Raw genomic sequence first — 20,168 nt, 5'->3', positions numbered from 1 at the left:
GCCATTGGTTTAGCGTTTTTTCTGTGCTGCTCCATGAAGGGTGAAATATCTCCCATCGGTTCCCATGTACGGAAAACCCGATCAACAATGGTAAAATAAGCCAAGTCATTTTATTGACATTGTACCAGTGGTTGACTATAATGTTTTTTGCCCGATGCAAGAGGGGCGGTCAAAACTTTCATCACCATCTTACCTGAACGAATGGGGAAAAAATGGAAAGTGCCAGAATACTCATAGCGGATGATGACAAGAAGACCCGGGATTTCGTTGCAGCCTTTCTCAGTTATAAGGGCTACCAGGTGTTCCAGGCAGGCGATGGCCAAGATGCCCTGGAGAAAATAGAACTCAACGATGTGCAGATGGTTATCACCGACATCATGATGCCGCGTATAAACGGCCTGGAATTCATCAAAAAACTGAAAGCAATGCGACCGGAGATAGTGACCATCGCATACAGCGCCTTTGCCAATTATGAGATGACGGCGAATCTTCTCAAGGCAGGGGCTTTTTTCTTTCTGGAAAAACCGTTTAACCTTGAAGAGCTGGAAACTCATGTAAAAAGGGGGCTTGAGCACCAGACGCTGCAACGTCAGAGTTTCAAGGCCAAGCCTTGTATCAAGAACCGCTCGCTGTTGAATCACATCATCGGAGAGAGTGAAAAAATGCTCTCCCTCTTCGAAATGATCGAAAAAGTTGCCGGGTCTGACTCTACCGTCCTAATTCAAGGTGAATCAGGCACCGGCAAAGAACTTGTGGCAAAGGCCATCCACGATTTAAGCAACAGGGCGACCAAAAATTTCGTGCCGGTCAACTGTGCTGCCATACCCGATGACTTGCTGGAGAGTGAACTTTTTGGCCATGTGAAGGGTTCTTTTACCGGGGCAGTAGCGACACGCATCGGCCGATTCGAGATGGCCGACCGGGGAACACTGTTTCTTGACGAGATCGGGGACATGAAACCTAACCTGCAGGTAAAGCTGTTGCGGGTACTGCAGAACAAGGAATTGGAGCCGGTCGGTGCTGCCAGAACAAAAAAAGTGGATGTACGCATCATTGCTGCCACCAATCAGAACCTTGAGCACCTTGTAGCCTCTAAGATATTCCGGGAAGACCTCTATTACCGGCTGTCTGTCATTCCCATAATGCTGCCTCCGCTCAGAGAGCGAAAATCCGATGTCCCGTTGCTGATCAACAATTTCCTCGAAAAGTTCAACAAGAATAAACAGCGTAAGGTTCAATCTTTTGACAAAAGTACCATGGATATCTTGTGTAATTACGACTGGCCGGGAAATGTCAGGGAGTTGGAAAACCTTGTGGAGCGCATGGTTATAATAAAAGGCAGCGGCACCATCCTTTTCAACGATCTGCCGGAAAAATACCGTGGCATCAAATCTGCAGGAAAGTCAGAACAATTGACCCTTCCCGACAGCGGTTTCTGCCTGAACAGTGCAGTGGAAGATTTCGAAAACCGGCTGATCTTGCAGGCGCTGGAGAAAACCGGGGGGAACAAGAAGGAAGCTGCGAACCTTCTGAACCTGAAACGGACTACGCTCATCGAGAAGCTGAAGAAAAAGAAGCTTCTTTTTAATGATGCTTCCTTTTCCAGCTCTTAGGATATCCCTATGGCCATAAATCAGATCGAAACCGCTCCGCAGGTTGCAACAGCTAGGTCACCGGTGCGGCTTAACTCTGGTGACAGGCAAAAAGAAGATAAATTTGTCGAACTTCTTAAAACTTCCGAAACCTCCACCTTCGTCAACAGTGTAACACCCGCCGATGCTGAGACGGCAGCAGAGATCCTCCGGCTGCAGATGCTGCGTTCAGCAGTATCTCTGGCAGGCAGCGATGACGGTTACAGTACAATGCCCACTGCTGATTCCATCAGCAGAGCCCTGTCCACATACCTTGAGCAGCAGCGACAGCACCCTACAGCCTCCCCTGAGGCCCCGAATGCGATAAGCATCGCTCCTGAAGAGCATCCTGCCACCACTTTGCCAGTTGCCCAGAACTCCTCACTGGAGACGATTATCGTTCGCGCCTCCAAGCGGTATGGGGTTGAGGTGGGTCTGATCAAGGCAGTGATAAAGGCGGAGAGTAATTTCAATGCCCATGCCGTTTCCCATGCGGGAGCACAAGGGCTAATGCAGCTCATGCCATCCACTGCCAAGGGGCTGGGTGTGACCGATTCTTTCGATGCCGAACAGAATGTAATGGCCGGAACAAGGTTTTTAAAGGATATGCTCAATCGTTATGGCGGGAATGTGGATTCCGCTCTGGCTGCTTATAACTGGGGGCCCGGCAACGTTGACAGGCATGCTGAGTCGCTGCCGCGGGAAACCAGAGATTACTTGGTAAAGGTGAAGAGATACTACCGAGACTACAGCGTTTAATAACATGACCAATCTGGCAAAAAAAAAGCTCCCGCTGAATGGGGAGCTTTTTTTATCAGGGCTTTGAAAAAACTATTGCGGAACAATCTGCTGTGTTGCCGCTCATTCGGAACTCAAACGTACTTGAGCCTAGCATATCGGCCTCATCATGTTTTAGGTCTACTTGTCTTTTTTCAAGGGGTTCTGTTGCCAAAAATGCCCCAGCACCTGGCGATCCGCATCAGTCAGGGTAACCCCCTTTTCCTCCATCTGGCGCATGATCTTTTCCATGCTTTTCCGCTGTTTTACAGCAGCATCGATCTTTTGCCGGTTATGACAGCCAAGGCATTTCTCATCGATAATCCGGTTTTCGGCAGGGGGGAGGCTTATTCCCCTGACATCTCCCTGGGCGGCGGCCAGGACATGGCCGGAGCTGGCCAACATCATTATTGCAGCCACTAAATATAATAAATACATTTATTCCCTCACGTAGATGTCCTGATCCGACCTGTGGACCATGGTCATGACATGCATGTATTCGTCTTCAATCATCTCATAGTGGTTTTGCGTCTCTTTCACCACCTGCTCGAATATCTTTCTCACCAAGGGATCGACGATATCCTTGGCTAGCAGGGTGTACTGTTCAATGCAGGCCTTCTCTTCCTTGAGGGCAATTTCGAGCGCTTTCTGTTCGTGGGTATCCTCATCGATAGCCTTTTCCAGGGCAAGGAAAATGGCATTTTTCTTGTTGGGCGGTGACTCCATGTAGGATTTGAGATCCCCGAATTCTCCTCCCTTGTAATGGTCGAAAAATGACTTCAGGTGCCCGACCTCTTCGTTGGCCAAAAGTTCCAGAACTTTCTTGGCTCTCTCATTCTTCGTTACCGCAGCCGCACGACGATAGAAATCCATGCTGTCCTTTTCGGCCTGAATGGCGAGTTTCAGCGCTTCCTGTACCGTGTATTCTTTTCCCATGGTATCCTCCTGTCATGCACCAATAAAAGTGAGGTAAAGAAAAGTATAGCGGGAAAAAGAGAGCGGTCAACAGTGGTCATTTTTTATTGGTATCAAGAAGGGAATTGACCACGACTCCGGCCATGGTAAGGCCGAAGATGGAAGGAATATAGGAGATACTGCCGAGAATTACCCGACGGTGTTCGCAGGAAAACTGCTGATTATCCTTGTTGGGGCAGATGCAGTTGCCTTTGCAGCCACCATCTTTAACCTCAGGCTCACGGTATTCCTCGGTGGAATAGACGACCTGTACCCCTTTTGATATGCCTTTCTTCCGCAGCAGCTTCCTCATGGAACGGGCCATGCGGCATTTATGTGTTTCAGAGATATCGGCAACCTTTACCTGGGTCGGGTCCAGTTTGGCGGCTGCGCCCATGCTGGAAATAATCGGTATCTGCCGTTCCCTGCATGTCACAATCAGATGTAGCTTGCTGGTGAAGTGATCGATGGCGTCGACCACATAATCGTAGCCGCTTGCCAGGAGAAAGTCGCTGTTTTCGGCAGTATAAAAATCCTTGAAGGGGATGATCTCTGCCTCAGGATTGATCAGCCGCAACCGCTCAGCCATGACGGTGGCTTTTGCCTTGCCGACAGTGCCGTCCATGGCATGTAGCTGTCTGTTGACATTGGTCAGGCAGATGTCATCGAAATCCACCAGCACCAGCTTGCCGATTCCGGCCCGGCACAATGCTTCGGCGGCATAGCTGCCGACACCCCCAAGACCGAAAACAGCGACAGAGCTTTCCTTAAGCGTAGCGAGCCCTTGCGGGCCAATGAGCAATTCGGTTCGTGAAAAACGGTGCAAAGCCGACATGTATAAACCTCATGATGGTAATTGAAAAATCTAAATTAATAATGCCGGCAACCGAAACAGTTCGACGGCATTCCTGGATGTCTGGGCGGCAACTTCTCCAAGAGTCAGCCCCTTGATTTCGGCTATCTTAGTTGCTGTTGCCATGAGAAAAGCGGGTTCATTGCACGTGCCACGGTAGGGTTCGGGGGAGAGGTCAGGCGCGTCCGTTTCAAGGAGCAGGTGGCTGAGCGGCATTTTCCTGGCCACAGCCACCGGACGGACTGCATTGGCGAAAGTGACCGTCCCGGCCATGGAAATGTAAAGCCCGATACCCATACATTTTACCGCAGTTTCCACGCTGCCGGAAAAGGCATGCATTACTCCTTTGATCCGCCCCTCCCCCTCATTTTGCAGAATGGTTATCAGGTCCTGAAAGGCCTTGCGGCAATGGAGCAGGACCGGCAGATCCAGCTTTCGAGCAAGCCTGAGTTGTTGGCGGAAAGAGTGCATCTGTATTTCCCTGGATACGGCCAGGGTGTAATCCAATCCGATCTCGCCAATAGCTATGGCAGATTGCGCACATGACTCAAGTTCCTCTAGGACGCTTCGGGAAAATAGCCGTGCATGCATGGGGTGCAGGCCATAGGCTGGAAAAATTTCCGAATGGGACTTATGGAGAACTTGAAGCCTTTGCCATTCCTCCGGCTCGATTGCCGGGGCGATGAATTTCATCACTCCGGCCATCCTGCCTGCCCGGATAACGGCAGGCAACCTGCCGGCAAAGGCCGGGTCGGCAAGATGACAATGGGTATCGATCAGCAGGGGAGAGCGCATCGTCCTGTCCATAATTTAAATCTATCACTTAGATAACAATAAAAGGAAGAGGTTTTCTGGATGGGCCATCTGCAAACCCAGTTTTTTATTGCCCTTTCAGGGGCGACATGGCATTATTTAATGGTACTTCCTAAGGCGAAGATAACCTCTTCGCCTTTCTTTCGTCTGCACTAATTGCGTTGCCAGGTACAGGAGCAGGTTAATGAAGAAGCATTTTGAGAAGGAAATTGACAGCAGGCGCACTTTCGCCATCATCAGCCATCCCGATGCTGGAAAGACGACCATAACGGAAAAGCTGCTGCTTTTCGGGGGCGCCATCCAGCAGGCAGGGGAAGTCCGGGCGCGAAAGGCCGCACGCCATGCCACATCGGACTGGATGGAGATGGAGAAACAGCGCGGCATTTCGGTCACTTCGTCGGTGATGAAGTTCACCTACCGGGATTACGAGATCAATCTTCTCGATACCCCAGGTCATAACGATTTCTCCGAAGATACCTACCGGACCCTTACTGCCGTAGACTCAGTACTAATGGTGATCGACTCGGTAAAAGGGGTGGAAAGCCAGACGAAGAAGCTTTTGGAAGTATGCCGGTTGCGACATACGCCGATCATGACCTTTATCAACAAGCTGGACCGTGAGGGACGCGAACCCCTTGACCTTCTTGACGACATCGAGAGCACCCTCAACATACAATGTGCGCCCATGACCTGGCCGGTGGGGATGGGCAAAAGATTTCGCGGCACCTACCACCTCTACAGCAAAGAACTGACCTTTTTCGATCCCGAGGCTGACCGGGGTACTGGCCAGACCATTACCGTGAAGGGGCTGGACGACCCTCTTCTGGATGAGCTGCTTGGCTCGCAGGTGGAAGAGCTGCGCAACGATGTGGAACTTCTGGAAGGTGCAGCCCATCCCTTTGAGCAGGAGGCATATCTGGCCGGGCTGCAGACGCCCGTCTTTTTCGGCAGTGCCATCAACACGTTTGGTGTTCAACAGCTCCTGGATACTTTCATCGAGCACGCGCCGCCACCGCAGCCGCGGGAAACGGAAACGAGAGAGGTCTTCCCCTACGAAGAGGCATTTTCCGGCTTTACTTTCAAGATCCAGGCAAACATGGACCCGGCTCACCGGGACCGCATCGCTTTTTTCCGCATCTGTTCCGGGAAATTCACCCGGGGCATGAAGGTCAGGCACATCCGCCTCGGCCGCGAGGTGCAGATTGCCAATGCCACGATCTTCATGGCCCAGGATCGCACCAATGTGGATGAGGCATATCCCGGCGATATCATCGGCATTCATAACCATGGCACCATCAAGATCGGGGATACCTTTACCCAAGGGGAGGACCTTAAATATACCGGTATTCCCAATTTCGCCCCCGAACACTTCCGCAAGGTGCGCCTGCTTGACCCGATGAAATCGAAGGCTCTGGAAAAAGGGCTGGTGCAACTGGCGGAAGAAGGAACTACGCAGGTGTTTCGCCCCTTGATGGGAAGCGACTGGATTGTCGGCGCTGTGGGTTTGCTGCAGTTCGACGTGGTTATGCATCGGCTGGAGCATGAATACAAGGTCAAGGCCACCTATGAGCCGGTTTCCTATGTAACTGCCCGCTGGGTGACAGGGGAAAAGAAGAAAATGGACGAATTTGAAAAGAAAGAAGCCATGAGTCTTTACCGGGACGGGGAGGGGAATCTGGCCTACTTGGCGGGGAGCCAGTGGCGGCTGGACAACACCATGGAAAACTGGAAAGATATCCAATTCCATGCAACCCGTGAGCATAGCTGACAAAGAAGCCCTCGACGAGGGCTTTTACCATGCAGCTTCGGAAAAAGAGAGTTTATAACGACATTCCCTTGTTTTCCCTTTCGATTTTATTCACAACACAATAAATCTGCCCTTCTTTCAAGCCGGGCTTGAAGCAGCCGTTACATGAAATACAGGTTGCCCTGGCTTCGTCACCCTTCTCCCATCGCCTTACCAGCTCAGGTTCACGGATAAACGGGCGCGACATGGAGATGTAGTCAGCTTCACCGCGGCGGACAATTCCCTCAATGATCTCGAAGGATCGGAGCCCACCTACGACCATGACCGGGCAGGAGACTGCTTCCTTAATCCGGTAAGCCATTGGCAGGTTGTAGGCCTCCTGCTCGCGTGTGGAAATGCCCTGCCGAACAGGGGCCAAATCTCCCGAAGCAGGAGTGCCGCCGCTCACCTCTATGGCGTCAATTCCCTCCTGATCAAGAGCGCGGGCAGCAAAGAGCGCATCTTCAAGAGTCAACCCCCCGGGAAGGTTATCGTCGCCATTGAGCTTGACCAGCACCGGAAATTCATTACCCACCCCTTTACGCACACTGGCATAACATTCAAGGAGGAAGCGGCAGCGGTTCTCGATGGATCCCCCATAGGCATCATTTCTCCGGTTGGTAAGGGGGGAGAGGAACTGGTTGATCAGATACCCATGGGCCGCATGCAGCTGAACTGCGTCGAAATCACACTCCTTGGCTCTTGCGGCGGCATCGCCAAAAAGCCGGACCATTTTTCCTATCTCCTGCAAGGAAAGCTCTGCAGGCTCTTCCGGGAACTGGGGGGTCTGTAGCGTCGATGGGGCCACAGGTCTGGTGCCGATGACCTTGGCAGAGGTCTGCCCTCCGGCATGGACCATCTGCAGACAGATTTTCCCGCCGGCGCCATGGACCGCTGCAGTCAGATCACGCATGGGCGGGGCGAAAGAGTCGTCATGAATACCCATCTGACCGGGAAGTTGCTTGCCATCAGGGCTTATGAAAGCATAACCGGTGATGATGAGTCCTGCTCCTCCTCTGGCAAGATTGGCATAATAGGCGGCTAACCTTGCCGTAGGACGCCCGTCCTCCTCACACATTCCTTCCCAGGTGGCGGAGCGGACAAAACGATTGTTCAGCACCAGGCGGTTTATCCGCATCTCGTCAAAAAGCTTTCTCATGCAGCCTCCGTTCAAAAAATCTCATAGTAGCCTTCAGTGCCCAACCTGTGGACCTTCATCAGATTGGTAGAGCCTTTTGCTTCTAAAGGCACTCCCATGGAGACAACGACCAGGTCACCTTTCCTGAAGCCTGTGGTCATCAGTGTTTCCTCGCCGACCTTTATCTGCTGCCTGGTGCCTCCCACAGAGCCCACAGGGTAGCTTTTAACCCCCCAATAGAGGGCAAGCCGGCGCTGGATTTCCGGAAATGGTGTAAAGGCGATAATGGGCAGTTGCGGACGGAACTTTGAGATGAGGGCGGCAGTGTTTCCAGATTGGGTGAAAACAACCAAAGCCTTGGCCTTCAGTGTCGATGCGGCGTGACAGGAGGCTTCGGCGACGGCCTCGGGAACGTTATCGCTATGTACCTGTTTTATGGCCGGAATACGCCATAGTTCAGCGTGTTCGATATCCAGCGCGATTTTGGCCATGGTCCGCACCGCCTCGATGGGATAAGCACCGGAAGCAGTCTCTCCGGAAAGCATGACGGCATCGGTCCCGTCAAGAATGGCATTGGCCACATCGGATGTTTCAGCGCGGGTGGGGCGGGCATGCACAATCATTGATTCCAGCATCTGGGTTGCTGTAATTACCGGCTTGCCCACCTCATTACAGGCGCGGATTATGCTTTTCTGCACCAGGGGAACCCGCTCTGCACTCAGTTCGACACCAAGGTCCCCCCGTGCAACCATTACAGCATCCGTCACGGCAAGGATGCTGTTGAAGTTGCGCAGGGCTTCAGGCTTTTCTATCTTGGCAACCACCGGCGTATTGAGCCCCTTGCCACGGATTATCTCCTTGATACCCTCCACATCCGAGGCCTGGCGGACAAAGGAAAGGGCGACAAAATCGACCCCCATCTCAAGGCAGAATTCCAGGTCCGCCCGGTCCTTATCGGAAAGTGAAGGCGCAGAAACTGCCACCCCGGGAAGGTTGATACCCTTGAGATCTTTCAGCATCCCTCCTTCGACAATATTACAGTGAACGACGTTACCGGAGATTGAAACAACCTTCAGTTCAATCATGCCGTCATCAAGCAGTATTTTCGATCCCGGTTTCACATCATGGGGTAAGGCCTTGTAGATGGTGGATATCAGTCCGGGACGGCCGAGCACTTCATCGGTGGTAATATCCAGTTTTTCACCCTTCACCAGGCGAATGGCCCCATCGGCCATGCGGCCGGTCCTGATCTTCGGCCCCTGGAGATCGGCAAGAATGGCGATTGCCACCTTTTTCCTGTCCGAAAGAGCCCGGATGGTGGTGATGAGAGCTCTTTTTTCTTGCTGGGAGCCATGGGAAAAGTTGAGACGGAAAACATCGACACCAGCATCCATGAGGCGGGTTATCATCTTTTCAGAAGAACTGCTTGGCCCCAGAGTGGCAATTATCTTGGTCTTGCGGAAAGTTGTTTTCAATGGTGGAAACGCCCCTTTCTTCCCTTATGGGCAGCATTTGGCGATTTATGGCACTCGAAACAGCGAAGCTCTTCTACTTTGCTCAATTCCAGCACTGAGGTGGGTTTTGAGGTGTCGGGCATGTTGTAGGCTTCGGTCTGGAAGTAGTCACGGTCTCGCTCGTCGGTGAGAGTGGGTGCGTGGTAAGCTACTTTCCAGTTGTTGGTAATAGAGACGGTGTGGCACTGGTCGCATCCTCCAGGCGGAGGTATGGTTCGCCAGGCGCCGAACATGGTGCAGCCGCAGCTGAAAAAGAAGGAAAGAAAGAGTAATCGACTAAAGATTTTACACATGAAGTACTCCTTGACAGCGGGCCTGAAGCAGGGGCGGGCATTTTGCAGACATAATAACATAACGGACTGTTAATACAACATCTGTAGAGTATATACGAGATGCTGGCATTGGAAAGGCATGAGGGTTTTGACACCATCGGGAATAAAAAAACCCCGCCAGAGGCGGGGTTCTTGTATGGCTTATTATGTATGTATGGGTACCAGACAAGTCAGATTTAATGTGAGAAAATCACATTTGGGAGATCGTTACTTCTTTTTGGAAGCAACTGCATCCTTAAGAGCTTTGCCAGGACGGAATTTGGGAACCTTGGCAGCAGCAATTTTGATCTCCTTGCCAGTCTGTGGGTTTCTACCGGTGCGGGCTTTTCTGCTTGCAACTTCGAAGCTGCCGAAGCCTACCAGAGTAACCCTGTCGCCTTTTTTCAGCGCGCCGCTAACAGTCGAGATGAAAGCGCCGACTGCTTTTTCAGCTGCACCCTTGGTCAGGCTTGCGGATTTTGCTACTGCCTCAACGAGTTCTGCTTTAGTCATGATAAACCCTCCTTTAGAGTAAGAATTGGAAATACTATAGTCATATATTTGCAGTTTGCAAGGGTTTATTTAAAAAAAAACATTTTTTTTAAAGAGGGTAGCAGTTTTAGGCAGCTCTGTTTTCCCCCTTCAAGGTCCAGCAAAGGATGGCAAAGACCATTTTTTGCGGATGCCCGCCAAAAGAGCATTTGTAAAATATAGTTAAAAATCAATTACTTATGCAGTGGGGAAAAATCTGCTGTTGCACAAAATAAAGAAAAAATTAATTAATTTCATCGCCTGCGTTAGTGGCATCTCCATCATATGATGTTGGCTCTGTTCCGGGAATAAAGCACTCGGTTACACTACCTTCGCTTCCTTCCCTGGCCAATCGTCCGGTGCGCGGATTGATCAGGGCAAAGGTGACGTTGCCGGGAACAGGAAAATTAGTAACCGATACTCCAGCCAGACCACGCTGCATGAACTCTGTCCAGATGGGGGCTGCTGCCTGGCCGCCTGAGCCGCCGGCGCCCAGGGACCGTTCCTGATCATAGCCAACCCACACACCGGCTACCAACTGCGGCACATAGCCTATAAACCAGGCGTCCTTCATGTCATTGGTCGTCCCGGTTTTGCCTGCCACCGGTCGGCCAAGTGCCCTTGCCCTTTGACCGGTACCGCTGGTTACGACACTTTGCATGAGGTTGGTCATAATGTAGGCGGTTTCGGGAGAAATAACCGGGACTGCCGTCGGGCTGCTGGCGGCAGAGTTGTTATTTTTAACGTCCTGCATGGCCAGGTTTAAGGCAGAGGTCGTTGATGAGAAGACGGGCAGTGGGGGAGGTGAAGTTTCTTCCAGGATGTTTCCTTCACGATCGACCACCTTGGTCACAAAATAAGGGGTGACCCTGAAGCCTCCGGAGGCAAATACGGCATAGGCGCTGGTGAGTTCCATTGGTGTAAGACTTGATGAACCAAGGGCTAGAGTCAGGTTGGCGGCGAGGGGGGAGCTGATTCCCAGTTTCTTGCCGTATTCTATGGCCGTGTTGACGCCGATGGATTCAAGTATCTTGACGCTGACGACATTGATGGAATTGGTCAGCGCCTCGCGCATGGTAACCGGACCGCGATAGATATTGTCGTAGTTCTTAGGCTTCCATGCCTGCTCCTTTCCGCTCTCATATTCTGCAGGCGAGTCGTCGATGAGGGTTGCCGGGCTCATCCCCTTGTCGATGGCAGCCGCATAGATGATCGGCTTGAAGGCGGAACCGGGATTGCGCTTTGCCTGCATGGCCCGGTTAAACTGGCTTTTCTTGAAATCGTATCCTCCTATCATGGCCCGCACTCCGCCGGTCTGGGGGTCCATGGCGATAAGTGCCGCCTGGGCTTCCGGCTCCTGATCAAGGGCAAAGATGGTGCCATTTTTATTCACGTCAGGCGTGACAACTGATACCTCGATGACGCTTCCGGGATTAAGAGTCTTTCCCTTGCGCTCGGGTTTGCCGTAGGTCGCCAGCAGATTGAGCTTGCCTGCCCAGGCCATGTTTTTACGGTTGAGAATACCGGTGCGGTCACCAACTCTGACGGTTACCTCACTTTTCCCCGGATTGACGGCCGTAACTACCCCCTGATAGGTAGCCCCCTCTTTTAGGGAGGGTAAATCAATACTGTCTTCCACATGTTTGCAGAAATCACCAATTTCAGCTTCAGAAAGGTATTTGATGGGGCCGCGAAACCCTTGCCTTTTGTCAACTGCCTTGAGTCCGTTGACTACACCTTCATAGGCCGCCTTCTGCATCTCCGCATTCATGGTCGTATAGATTTTCAGACCTTCCTTATACAACCGGTCCTCTCCATATTTTTCTTCCAGCTGGATACGCACCTGTTCCAGGAAATAGGCCGATTGCTCGCTGTTCACCTTTTTCAGGGATCGGATGAGGACCGGTGTGTTCTTGGCGTGATCGGCCTCCGCCTGGGTTATGTAGCCCTCCTTGACCATTCGCTCAAGTACGTAGCTCTGCCGCTCCTTTGCTTTTTCCAGGTGCTTGATGGGCGAATAGGTGTTGGGGGCTTTGGGCAGCCCAGCCAGCATGGCCATTTCAGCCAGGTTCAGGTTCTCGACGTTCTTGGCGAAATAGGTTTCAGCTGCCAGCTGAACCCCGTAAGAGCCGGCGCCGAGATATATCTGGTTGAGATAGATATAGAGGATCTCATCTTTGGACAGCCGCTCTTCCATGCGCTTGGCCAGAATTGCTTCCTTGAGTTTGCGGGAATATTTTTTCTCCGGCGTCAAAAGCATCGATTTGGCAACCTGCTGGGTGATGGTGGAAGCACCTTCCTTTTTGCGCATGGAAATCAAATTCTTGAAGGCGGCACGTACTATACCCAGATAATCGATCCCCTTGTGCTGGTAAAAGTTTGCGTCTTCCGCGGCAACAAAGGCCTGAATCAATTTTTTCGGCACCTTGTCAACCGGGACCACGGTCCTGCGCTCCAGGTAGAATTCGCCGACAAGGCTGCCATCGGCGCCGAAGACCTGGGAAACAATGGGGGGACGATAATCGGCCAATCGATCTACTTTGGGCAGGGTGCCTAAAAGAAAGAAGAAGTAGCCCATGAAAGAGAGGAAGGCCAGGAAAGCAATGACACCGCCTGAAATGAGGGCGGCCCTGAAAATGTTGTTGCCGCTGCTTTTTTTGATTCTGCGGCCAGGATTCGTCTGGCCCTTGTAAAGCTCCATACAATTGGACTCCGCTGCCTTTGTTGTTAATCTGCTTCACACTGCAGAATACTGCAGTTCAAAGAGCCAATTCAAGTTTATTATCCCCGCGCCGATTAATATCTATGTTGAATTATTAGATAGTTTCCATCCGGAAAGGGTTCTTTTCTGCCCTGGCGGCGTCAATCTGCGGGCTTACTTGTGCGACGTACCGATGTACGTCTCCGCGCAAGCCATTGATTTCCTTGCCAGAACAAAAAATCCCCTCTTTCCGAATCGGAAACCACTAGTTTCTCATCCGGAGTTTCCAGATGGAAACTAGATAAATTTATATATTTATCGACATTCTAATTAAGATAATATGCCATGATGCGTTGACTATCATGAGCATCAGATGAAAAAAGGGGGAATTATGAAAAGAATCTGGCTTAGCACCTGCACATTGGCCGTAATCATGTCAGGCACGTCGTTGGCCGCTGAATTTCAGCCTATGGGGACTTTGGGTATTGGTGGTGCCGGGGTTGCCCGGACCTTCGATTCCCATGCGCCTTACTGGAACCCGGCAGGACTTGCTTTCAATGATAAGTCCTTTTCCAGTAGAGTCGACGCGAGTGTCGGGCTGAAGGTGAATGAAGGTTTGGCTGACAATGTGGACAGGCTCAGCGAGCTCGACTTCGACACCTTCAGCAAGTACAATGCTGGCTCTGCCACCGCCCAGACGGTGACGGACACCATCAAGGCTCTTTCCATCCTTGGCGACATAGAGGAAAAAAAGGGCACACTGGCAGTAAACGGCAATGCAGTGGTCGGTTTTCAGATCAAACATTTTGCCTTCGGCGCCTTCGGCACTTTTGAGGGATTTGCCCAACCTGTGCCGGATACCACCAACATACTGCCGAACGCAGGGACCACCACAGCAGCAATCACCCCTAATGATCTGGCGACGCCGGTCGCCGGCAGTGCTGCATCGAACATCTTTTTCAGCCAGCAGCAGAGAACGGATATCCAGATGGCGCTGACTACCAACAATCAATTTACCCCAGCCCAGGCCCAGGACATAATCAATGCTGCCGATGCCCAGTTGGCCGGTTCGGGTATTTCCAACCAGGCTGCAACCAGCAGCTTGATAACCATGGGACAAACTCTTGCCAATCCTGGGACAAAGACCTTGGACAACAATACTTCTTCTGTTTTGACCAAGAGCCTTGCCTATATAGAGTTTCCGCTATCATACGGGCATGCCGTTCCTTTAGGCGCATTCGGCACCCTTGGCATCGGTGCTACGGCCAAGATCCTGACCGGTCGTGTCTACCAATCCCAAACCTACTTACTCAAAAGTGGTACAAACGTTGAATCCAGCGACATTGTCAGCGACATGACTGATAATTTCAAGGATTCCACTGCCCTGGGCGTTGATCTTGGTGCGCTTTGGCGTCCTAAGGATTGGGTCAGTGTGGGTATAGTCGCCAAGCATCTGAATTCCCCGAAATTCGACGCCCCCGATCTGAAAGACAAAAACGGAAATGTCGTGCCGGGAAGTGGCGGCAACGTGAAACTGAAGCCTCAGGTCAGGATGGGGGTATCCATCGATCCTTTGACTTGGCTCACGCTGGCAGCTGACGTGGACCTGACCGACAATGAAACGGTGCTGTCTTCCGACAACTATAAAAGTCGCAACATAGGTGGTGGTTTTGAGTGGCACTATTTCTCATGGTTCAAGCTGCGCGGCGGCATGTACAGCAATATTGCCGAAAAGGGAATCGGCCCGACCGCCACGGCAGGCCTTACCTTCGGCACCAAATGGATAAATCTTGACATCGATGGAGCCTATGGTTTAGATACAGCTGAATATAAGGACAAATCCTATCCCCAGGAAGCACGTGTCCAGACTCAGATCAATTTCCTCTTTTAATGGCCGCAGATTTCTTCGCTGCAGCCCTGATGCGTGCGGTCAGGGCTGCAGTAGCATGCAAAGGTCTCCATGAAAAAAAATCGCCTGCTCCCTGTGCTTGCCTTTGGTTGTCTTGTCTTTTTGGGGGCGGATGAGGCCCCAGCTGTCGAAATAACTCCCTTCTACACCCAGAATCAAAGCCCCTTGGTACAGATATTTGGCCTTCCTGCCGCAGGGAATGCCGTTATTGCTGCTTCCGGTCGTGCCGAAGTGACCATTGCCCAAGACATGGCCTCCAATTATGCCAAGTCCATAGATGTGGCGACCCGAGAAGGAATACTCCTTGATGGAGAGAGTGAACGGACAACTGTTGCCCTACGCTACGGAGCGGCACAGGGGGTGGAGGTGGGGCTGGATGTGCCGCTGATCGGCCATGGGGGCGGCATTTCCGACGGTTTCATCGAGGGGTGGCACGATTTCTTCGGTCTTCCCCAAGGGGGACGCAAGGAGGCACCGCGTAACCGGCTTCTCTACAGCTATGAGAAGGACGGGGTGGAGCGGCTCAGGGTGGATGATTCCAGTTTCGGCATTGGCGACGTGCGGCTGTCGGCGGCATATCAGATCTATGGGAATGGCCCCGGCGCGGCGACGCTCCGCACCAGCCTGAAAATCCCCACTGGCAGCAGTGCCAAGCTTCACGGCAGCGGCAGCACCGATCTGGCCATCTGGATAACCGGCAGCCGCGATAATGCCTTGGAAAAATGGGGACACTGGACCATCTTCGGCGCTGCAGGGGGGATGGCCATGACCGATGGCAAGGTACTGAAGGAGCAGCAGAATAACCTGGTCGGTTTCGGTACGATCGGCATCGGCTGGAGTCCTGCCGATGTCATTGCTTTTAAAACCCAGCTTTCCGCCCACACTCCCTTCTATGGCGACAGCAGCCTTCCCGAGCTGGGGGACAGTGCAGTACAGCTGATCATGGGGGGGACCATCGCCTTTTCCCCCACGACCTTCCTCGATATCGGCGTTTCCGAAGACTTGGCGGTCTATACCTCCCCTGATGTGGCCCTCCATCTGGCCCTTACCAGGAGATTTTAACTGCCGGACGCTTCAGCTTCTTCCGTCTGCCGCTCCTGATTCAGATAGAGCCGCAGCGCCCGCCGTTCCGCCACCAGCTTGACCGTCAGGGGCATCACCACCGAGCTGAAAATAAGGACACAGCCCAGCGCTTCCCACACCCCCAACCGCTCCCCGAGCAGCGCAAACCCTCCCAGCATGCTCCAGACCGGGTCCAGCGTATAAATAAGACTGGCCCTGGTGGGTGTGGTGAAGCGCTGAAAGGTATTCTGAACGGTAAAACAAATGACGGTGGGAAATAGCGCACAGTAAAACAATGCACCGGCGGACACGGGCCCCATGTGAAACTCAGGCTGTGGGAGGATCAGAACCAGCAAGCCGCCGAGTATGGTGACGGTGATAAATTGGAACAGGGTGATGAGGTAGACGTCGTCATTGCTGCGGAGGACCTTGGACACGGAAATGATGTGAAGGGCGATGAAAAGGGCGCAGATTGTGGAGAAGATATCTCCCCTGCTGAAGCCGCCGCCGGCAGCGAGGGCAATTATGCCGGATACGGCCAGGCAGAGGCCGGCAAAGGTCAGCCGGTCAACCTTGTCACGCCAGATGAGGTAACATAAAAGCGGTACCACAAGTACGAACAGATTGTTGAGAAAACCGGCTCTGGTGGCGCTGGTGCCGCTGACTCCGATGACAAAGGAGAGATTTGCGGCAGTAAGGGCTATCCCCACCATGGCTCCTCGCCTGACAATGTCGCGGTTGATCTTCTTGAGCCTGGGAAGGCAGACCAGGGCCATCATAACCGCAGCCAACAGAAAACGAAGGAACAGAAAGGTGACGGGGGGGATTTCCCTGAAGCCGATCTTGTTGAAGACAAAGCTGCCACCCCAGAGGAAGGTGGTGAGAATCAGCCATGGCGTAGCCCGGCGGGTTTCACTATCCAATTTTACGCTGAATTCATTCATTTACAGCAATTTCCTTAAAAACATCCCAGTATAGGAACCGGTTACCTTTGCCACTTCCTCCGGCGTACCGGTGGCGACGATCTTGCCACCCCGGTCTCCCCCTTCCGGGCCAATATCGATGATGTGGTCGGCGGTCTTGATGACGTCCAGGTTGTGCTCGATGATGACGATGGTGTTTCCCCCTTCCACCAGCTTGTGCAGCACTTCCAGCAGCTTGTGAATATCGGCGAAGTGGAGGCCGGTGGTTGGTTCGTCCAGGATATAGATGGTCCTGCCGGTGGCACGCTTCGACAGCTCCTTGGCAAGTTTGACCCGCTGCGCCTCGCCCCCGGAAAGGGTGGTGGCGGCTTGGCCCAGCCTGATATAGCCCAGCCCCACTTCCTCCAGGGTCTTCAGCTTGTTCTTGATCCTGGGAATATGCTCCATGAACTGCAGCGCCTGGGAGACGGTCATGTCCAGCACGTCAGCAATGGATCTTCCCTTGTAGAGTACCTCCAGTGTCTCGCGGTTGTAGCGGGCACCCTTGCAGACCTCGCACTGGACATAGACATCGGGAAGGAAGTGCATTTCGATCTTGATGATGCCGTCCCCGGAGCAGGCCTCACAGCGCCCCCCCTTAACGTTGAAGGAATAGCGCCCCGGCTTGTAACCCCTGACCTTTGATTCCGGCAGTTGGGCGAAGATATCGCGGATATCGGCGAAAACCCCGGTGTAGGTGGCCGGATTGGAACGTGGCGTCCGGCCGATGGGGGATTGATCGATGTTGATCACCTTGTCCAGGGCCTCAAGTCCTTGGATCTCCTTAACGGCACCCGCCTTTTCACGGCTCCGGTAGAGCCGTTGGCAAAGGACTTTGTACAGGGTATCGATGACCAGGGTCGACTTGCCCGAACCGGAGACACCGGTAACGCAGGTAAGAACCCCCAGCGGTATGTCCACCTCCACCTCGTTCAGATTATTCTCGCTGGCGCCGATGATGCTGAGGAATTTGGACGCCTTGCGCCGCTCTTTTGGCACTTCTATGATAAGTTTTCCGGACAGGTATTTGCCGGTCAAAGACTGCGGATTCTCCATGATCTCGGCCGGCGTTCCCTGGGCGACCACCCGTCCGCCGTGGATGCCCGCTCCAGGCCCCATGTCGATGACGTGATCGGCTTCCAGGATCGTCTCCTCGTCATGCTCCACCACCAGTACCGTATTGCCCAGGTCGCGCATGTGCTTCAGGGTTTGAAGCAGCCGGGCGTTGTCCCGTTGATGCAGGCCAATGGAAGGTTCATCGAGGATGTAGAGGACTCCGACAAGGCTGGAGCCGATCTGGGTAGCGAGCCTGATGCGCTGCCCTTCACCTCCTGAAAGGGTGCCGGAAGAGCGGTCAAGGGAGAGGTAATCGAGGCCGACGTTGACGAGGAAATGGAGTCGTTCCCTGATCTCCTTGAAAATGCGGCGGGCAATCTCCTCTTCCTTGGGGCTCAGGTGCAGGGTGGCGAAAAACTCCAGGGCATCCTTGATGGAAAGGGCGGTGACATCGCAGATGTTGTGGCCATCAATCCTGACGAACAGCGCTTCCTTCTTCAGCCGCGCTCCCTGGCAGGTGGGGCAGGGCATGACATTCATGTATTTTTCCAGTTCTTCCCGCACCAGGTCCGATTCGCTTTCCCGGTAGCGCCGCTCCAGGTTGTTCAGCACTCCCTCGAACTCCTTGTGGTAGGTATGCTTGCGGCCGCCGTCCTCCTCCCACCAGAATTCAACCTTTTCGCCTTTTGATCCATTGAGGATGATGTCCTGAGCCTTGGCGGACAATTTTCGGAAGGGGGTGCGAATGTCAAACTTATAGGCTTTGGCCAGGGCCTCCAGGGTCAGGTGGTACCAGCCGGAGAGCCTCTTTTCCCATGGTGCGATAGCCCCTTCCCGGATGGAAAGATCCGGATTGGGGATAACCAGTTCGGCATCGAAATACATGCGGGTACCGAGACCGGTACAGTCAGGGCAGGCACCATACGGGTTGTTGAAGGAGAACATGCGCGGGGTCATCTCCGGATAGGAGATGCCACAGTCGATGCAGGCGAAGCTTTCTGAAAAAAGCATAACGTCCTGCCAGAGGGATTTTTCCTTTTTCGGCTTTTTCCCGGCAGGCTCTTCCGATGCAACAGGGGGGTACTCCTGAACGGCGACCTTGACTATTCCCTCCGCGTGATTGAGGGCTGTAGCAAGTGAATCGGCGAGCCGGCGCTGGATACCCTCCTTTATCACCAGCCGGTCGACGACGATATCGATGTCATGCTTCTTGTTCTTGTCCAGGGCGATCTCATCGGCAAGGTCATAAGGAACATTATCGATGATCACCCGGGCAAAACCGTCTTTGCTCAACTGGGACAGTTCTTTGCGGTACTCCCCTTTGCGGCCGCGGATCATGGGGGAGAGCAGATTGATTTTGGTTCCGGCAGGAAGCGTCATGATCTGGTCGACCATCTGGCTCACCGTCTGGGCGGCTATCTCCTTGCCGCAGTTGTAACAGTGGGGCTTGCCGACCCGGGCAAAAAGCAGGCGCAGGTAGTCATAGATTTCCGTGACCGTGCCGACGGTGGACCGGGGATTCTTGCTGGTGGTTTTCTGTTCGATGGAGATGGCCGGGCTCAAGCCTTCGATGGATTCGACATCCGGTTTTTCCATCTGTTCCAGGAATTGTCGGGCATAGGCTGAAAGTGATTCAACATAGCGCCGTTGCCCTTCAGCATAAATGGTGTCGAACGCCAGGGTCGACTTGCCGGAACCGGAGATGCCGGTAATGACAACGAGCTGGTCACGGGGTATTTCCACATCAATGCACTTGAGATTATGCTCGCAAGCGCCCTTGATAACGATCTTGTCAGTAGCCATTGGTTATGCTCCACAACTATTACATATTAATAATAATACCGCAGCAGGCAGGAGTGACCAGCCTGGCCAGGCACCGACGGTGGTAAAAAAAAAGCCCCGGATCGCTCCGGGGCTTTTGGTCGTTTGAAGATTGTTGTTTAACCTCTGACGACGTTCGCTGCCTGCAGACCTTTCGGGCCTTTCTGTACTTCGAATGTAACTGCTTCGCCTTCTGTCAGAGATTTGAAACCATCGCCCATGATCGCGGAGAAATGCACGAATACATCCTCACCATTATCCTGCTCGATAAAACCAAAACCCTTGCTGTCATTGAACCATTTTACTGTACCATTTGCCATTTCGTACTTTCTCCTACTGCTGTGTTAAT

General features: G+C 52.9%; 17 protein-coding genes. 5 read left to right on the top strand and 12 right to left on the bottom strand.

Annotation, left to right across the window (positions count from 1 at the left end; all coding sequences use genetic code 11):
• Nucleotides 1-212: 212 nt before the first annotated feature.
• Together GEOB_RS19070 and GEOB_RS19065 are read left to right on the top strand one after the other, a co-directional pair.
• Nucleotides 213-1,613, top strand: coding sequence for a sigma-54-dependent transcriptional regulator (locus GEOB_RS19070; RefSeq protein WP_012648889.1), 1,401 nt, complete (start codon nucleotides 213-215; stop codon nucleotides 1,611-1,613).
• Nucleotides 1,614-1,622: 9 nt separating this feature from the next.
• Entirely contained in the window at nucleotides 1,623-2,390 is a 768-nt protein-coding gene (locus tag GEOB_RS19065; RefSeq protein ID WP_012648888.1) for a lytic transglycosylase domain-containing protein, read from the top strand.
• 159 nt (nucleotides 2,391-2,549) lie between these two features.
• Here GEOB_RS19065 and GEOB_RS19060 read toward each other — a convergent pair whose 3' ends face one another.
• The 4 genes from GEOB_RS19060 to GEOB_RS19045 form a co-directional block, all read right to left on the bottom strand.
• Nucleotides 2,550-2,846: a hypothetical protein gene (locus GEOB_RS19060; protein ID WP_012648887.1), complete on the bottom strand. Its 297-nt coding sequence runs from the start codon at nucleotides 2,844-2,846 to the stop codon at nucleotides 2,550-2,552.
• A complete protein-coding gene (locus GEOB_RS19055; RefSeq protein WP_012648886.1) occupies nucleotides 2,847-3,344 on the bottom strand; it encodes a ferritin-like domain-containing protein in 498 nt (165 codons plus the stop codon). It abuts the gene before it with no gap.
• Between the two features lie 76 nt (nucleotides 3,345-3,420).
• A complete protein-coding gene (locus tag GEOB_RS19050; protein ID WP_012648885.1) occupies nucleotides 3,421-4,197 on the bottom strand; it encodes a tRNA threonylcarbamoyladenosine dehydratase in 777 nt (258 codons plus the stop codon).
• 30 nt (nucleotides 4,198-4,227) lie between these two features.
• Nucleotides 4,228-5,022, bottom strand: coding sequence for a TatD family hydrolase (locus tag GEOB_RS19045; protein WP_230198991.1), 795 nt, complete (start codon nucleotides 5,020-5,022; stop codon nucleotides 4,228-4,230).
• A gap of 190 nt (nucleotides 5,023-5,212) precedes the next feature.
• Here GEOB_RS19045 and GEOB_RS19040 point away from each other — a divergent pair, with 190 nt between their 5' ends.
• On the top strand, nucleotides 5,213-6,796 hold the full coding sequence (locus GEOB_RS19040; RefSeq protein ID WP_012648883.1) for a peptide chain release factor 3: 1,584 nt from the start codon (nucleotides 5,213-5,215) through the stop codon (nucleotides 6,794-6,796).
• A 52-nt stretch (nucleotides 6,797-6,848) separates the two neighbouring features.
• Here the strand turns inward: GEOB_RS19040 and GEOB_RS19035 are convergent, their stop codons facing one another.
• The 5 genes from GEOB_RS19035 to GEOB_RS19015 form a co-directional block, all read right to left on the bottom strand.
• Nucleotides 6,849-7,973: an NADH:flavin oxidoreductase gene (locus GEOB_RS19035; RefSeq protein ID WP_012648882.1), complete on the bottom strand. Its 1,125-nt coding sequence runs from the start codon at nucleotides 7,971-7,973 to the stop codon at nucleotides 6,849-6,851.
• An 11-nt stretch (nucleotides 7,974-7,984) separates the two neighbouring features.
• Entirely contained in the window at nucleotides 7,985-9,427 is a 1,443-nt protein-coding gene (gene pyk, locus GEOB_RS19030; protein WP_012648881.1) for a pyruvate kinase, read from the bottom strand.
• Nucleotides 9,424-9,759, bottom strand: a complete 336-nt coding sequence (locus GEOB_RS19025; protein WP_012648880.1) for a hypothetical protein — start codon at nucleotides 9,757-9,759, stop codon at nucleotides 9,424-9,426. Before GEOB_RS19025 ends, pyk begins: the two co-directional genes overlap by 4 nt.
• A gap of 246 nt (nucleotides 9,760-10,005) precedes the next feature.
• Nucleotides 10,006-10,290, bottom strand: coding sequence for an HU family DNA-binding protein (locus GEOB_RS19020; protein WP_011941176.1), 285 nt, complete (start codon nucleotides 10,288-10,290; stop codon nucleotides 10,006-10,008).
• 262 nt (nucleotides 10,291-10,552) lie between these two features.
• Nucleotides 10,553-13,009, bottom strand: coding sequence for a penicillin-binding protein 1A (locus tag GEOB_RS19015; RefSeq protein ID WP_012648879.1), 2,457 nt, complete (start codon nucleotides 13,007-13,009; stop codon nucleotides 10,553-10,555).
• Between the two features lie 391 nt (nucleotides 13,010-13,400).
• On the opposite strand from GEOB_RS19015, the gene traF reads away from it, so the two are divergent.
• The gene (gene traF / locus GEOB_RS19010; RefSeq protein WP_012648878.1) at nucleotides 13,401-14,900 is read left to right on the top strand and encodes a conjugal transfer protein TraF; all 1,500 of its coding nucleotides are present in this window, start codon (nucleotides 13,401-13,403) and stop codon (nucleotides 14,898-14,900) included.
• 69 nt (nucleotides 14,901-14,969) lie between these two features.
• On the top strand, nucleotides 14,970-15,980 hold the full coding sequence (locus GEOB_RS19005) for a DUF3187 family protein (protein ID WP_012648877.1): 1,011 nt from the start codon (nucleotides 14,970-14,972) through the stop codon (nucleotides 15,978-15,980).
• Here GEOB_RS19005 and GEOB_RS19000 read toward each other — a convergent pair.
• From GEOB_RS19000 to GEOB_RS18990, 3 genes are all read right to left on the bottom strand, one after another.
• On the bottom strand, nucleotides 15,977-16,924 hold the full coding sequence (locus tag GEOB_RS19000; RefSeq protein WP_012648876.1) for a DMT family transporter: 948 nt from the start codon (nucleotides 16,922-16,924) through the stop codon (nucleotides 15,977-15,979). The genes GEOB_RS19005 and GEOB_RS19000 overlap by 4 nt on opposite strands.
• Complete coding sequence (gene uvrA, locus GEOB_RS18995) at nucleotides 16,925-19,801, bottom strand: excinuclease ABC subunit UvrA (protein WP_012648875.1); 2,877 nt, start codon at nucleotides 19,799-19,801, stop codon at nucleotides 16,925-16,927.
• 137 nt (nucleotides 19,802-19,938) lie between these two features.
• Complete coding sequence (locus GEOB_RS18990; RefSeq protein ID WP_012648874.1) at nucleotides 19,939-20,139, bottom strand: cold-shock protein; 201 nt, start codon at nucleotides 20,137-20,139, stop codon at nucleotides 19,939-19,941.
• Between the last annotated feature and the right edge of the window lie 29 nt (nucleotides 20,140-20,168).

The sequence above is a fragment of the Geotalea daltonii FRC-32 genome, from assembly GCF_000022265.1.
Classification (GTDB): Bacteria; Desulfobacterota; Desulfuromonadia; order Geobacterales; family Geobacteraceae; genus Geotalea; species Geotalea daltonii.
The sequence above is the reverse complement of the archived record's forward strand: the minus strand, read 5'-3'. Positions and strand labels throughout refer to the sequence as shown.

Bases quoted from the DNA above. Each gene is read 5' to 3' on its own strand.
- GEOB_RS19070 (WP_012648889.1), top strand. From the start codon at position 213: ATGGAAAGTGCCAGAATACTCATAGCGGATGATGACAAGAAGACCCGG.
- GEOB_RS19065 (WP_012648888.1), top strand. From the start codon at position 1,623: ATGGCCATAAATCAGATCGAAACCGCTCCGCAGGTTGCAACAGCTAGG.
- GEOB_RS19060 (WP_012648887.1), bottom strand. From the start codon at position 2,846: ATGTATTTATTATATTTAGTGGCTGCAATAATGATGTTGGCCAGCTCC.
- GEOB_RS19055 (WP_012648886.1), bottom strand. From the start codon at position 3,344: ATGGGAAAAGAATACACGGTACAGGAAGCGCTGAAACTCGCCATTCAG.
- GEOB_RS19050 (WP_012648885.1), bottom strand. From the start codon at position 4,197: ATGTCGGCTTTGCACCGTTTTTCACGAACCGAATTGCTCATTGGCCCG.
- GEOB_RS19045 (WP_230198991.1), bottom strand. From the start codon at position 5,022: ATGGACAGGACGATGCGCTCTCCCCTGCTGATCGATACCCATTGTCAT.
- GEOB_RS19040 (WP_012648883.1), top strand. From the start codon at position 5,213: ATGAAGAAGCATTTTGAGAAGGAAATTGACAGCAGGCGCACTTTCGCC.
- GEOB_RS19035 (WP_012648882.1), bottom strand. From the start codon at position 7,973: ATGAGAAAGCTTTTTGACGAGATGCGGATAAACCGCCTGGTGCTGAAC.
- GEOB_RS19025 (WP_012648880.1), bottom strand. From the start codon at position 9,759: ATGTGTAAAATCTTTAGTCGATTACTCTTTCTTTCCTTCTTTTTCAGC.
- GEOB_RS19020 (WP_011941176.1), bottom strand. From the start codon at position 10,290: ATGACTAAAGCAGAACTCGTTGAGGCAGTAGCAAAATCCGCAAGCCTG.
- GEOB_RS19015 (WP_012648879.1), bottom strand. From the start codon at position 13,009: ATGGAGCTTTACAAGGGCCAGACGAATCCTGGCCGCAGAATCAAAAAA.
- traF (WP_012648878.1), top strand. From the start codon at position 13,401: ATGAAAAGAATCTGGCTTAGCACCTGCACATTGGCCGTAATCATGTCA.
- GEOB_RS19005 (WP_012648877.1), top strand. From the start codon at position 14,970: ATGAAAAAAAATCGCCTGCTCCCTGTGCTTGCCTTTGGTTGTCTTGTC.
- GEOB_RS19000 (WP_012648876.1), bottom strand. From the start codon at position 16,924: ATGAATGAATTCAGCGTAAAATTGGATAGTGAAACCCGCCGGGCTACG.
- uvrA (WP_012648875.1), bottom strand. From the start codon at position 19,801: ATGGCTACTGACAAGATCGTTATCAAGGGCGCTTGCGAGCATAATCTC.
- GEOB_RS18990 (WP_012648874.1), bottom strand. From the start codon at position 20,139: ATGGCAAATGGTACAGTAAAATGGTTCAATGACAGCAAGGGTTTTGGT.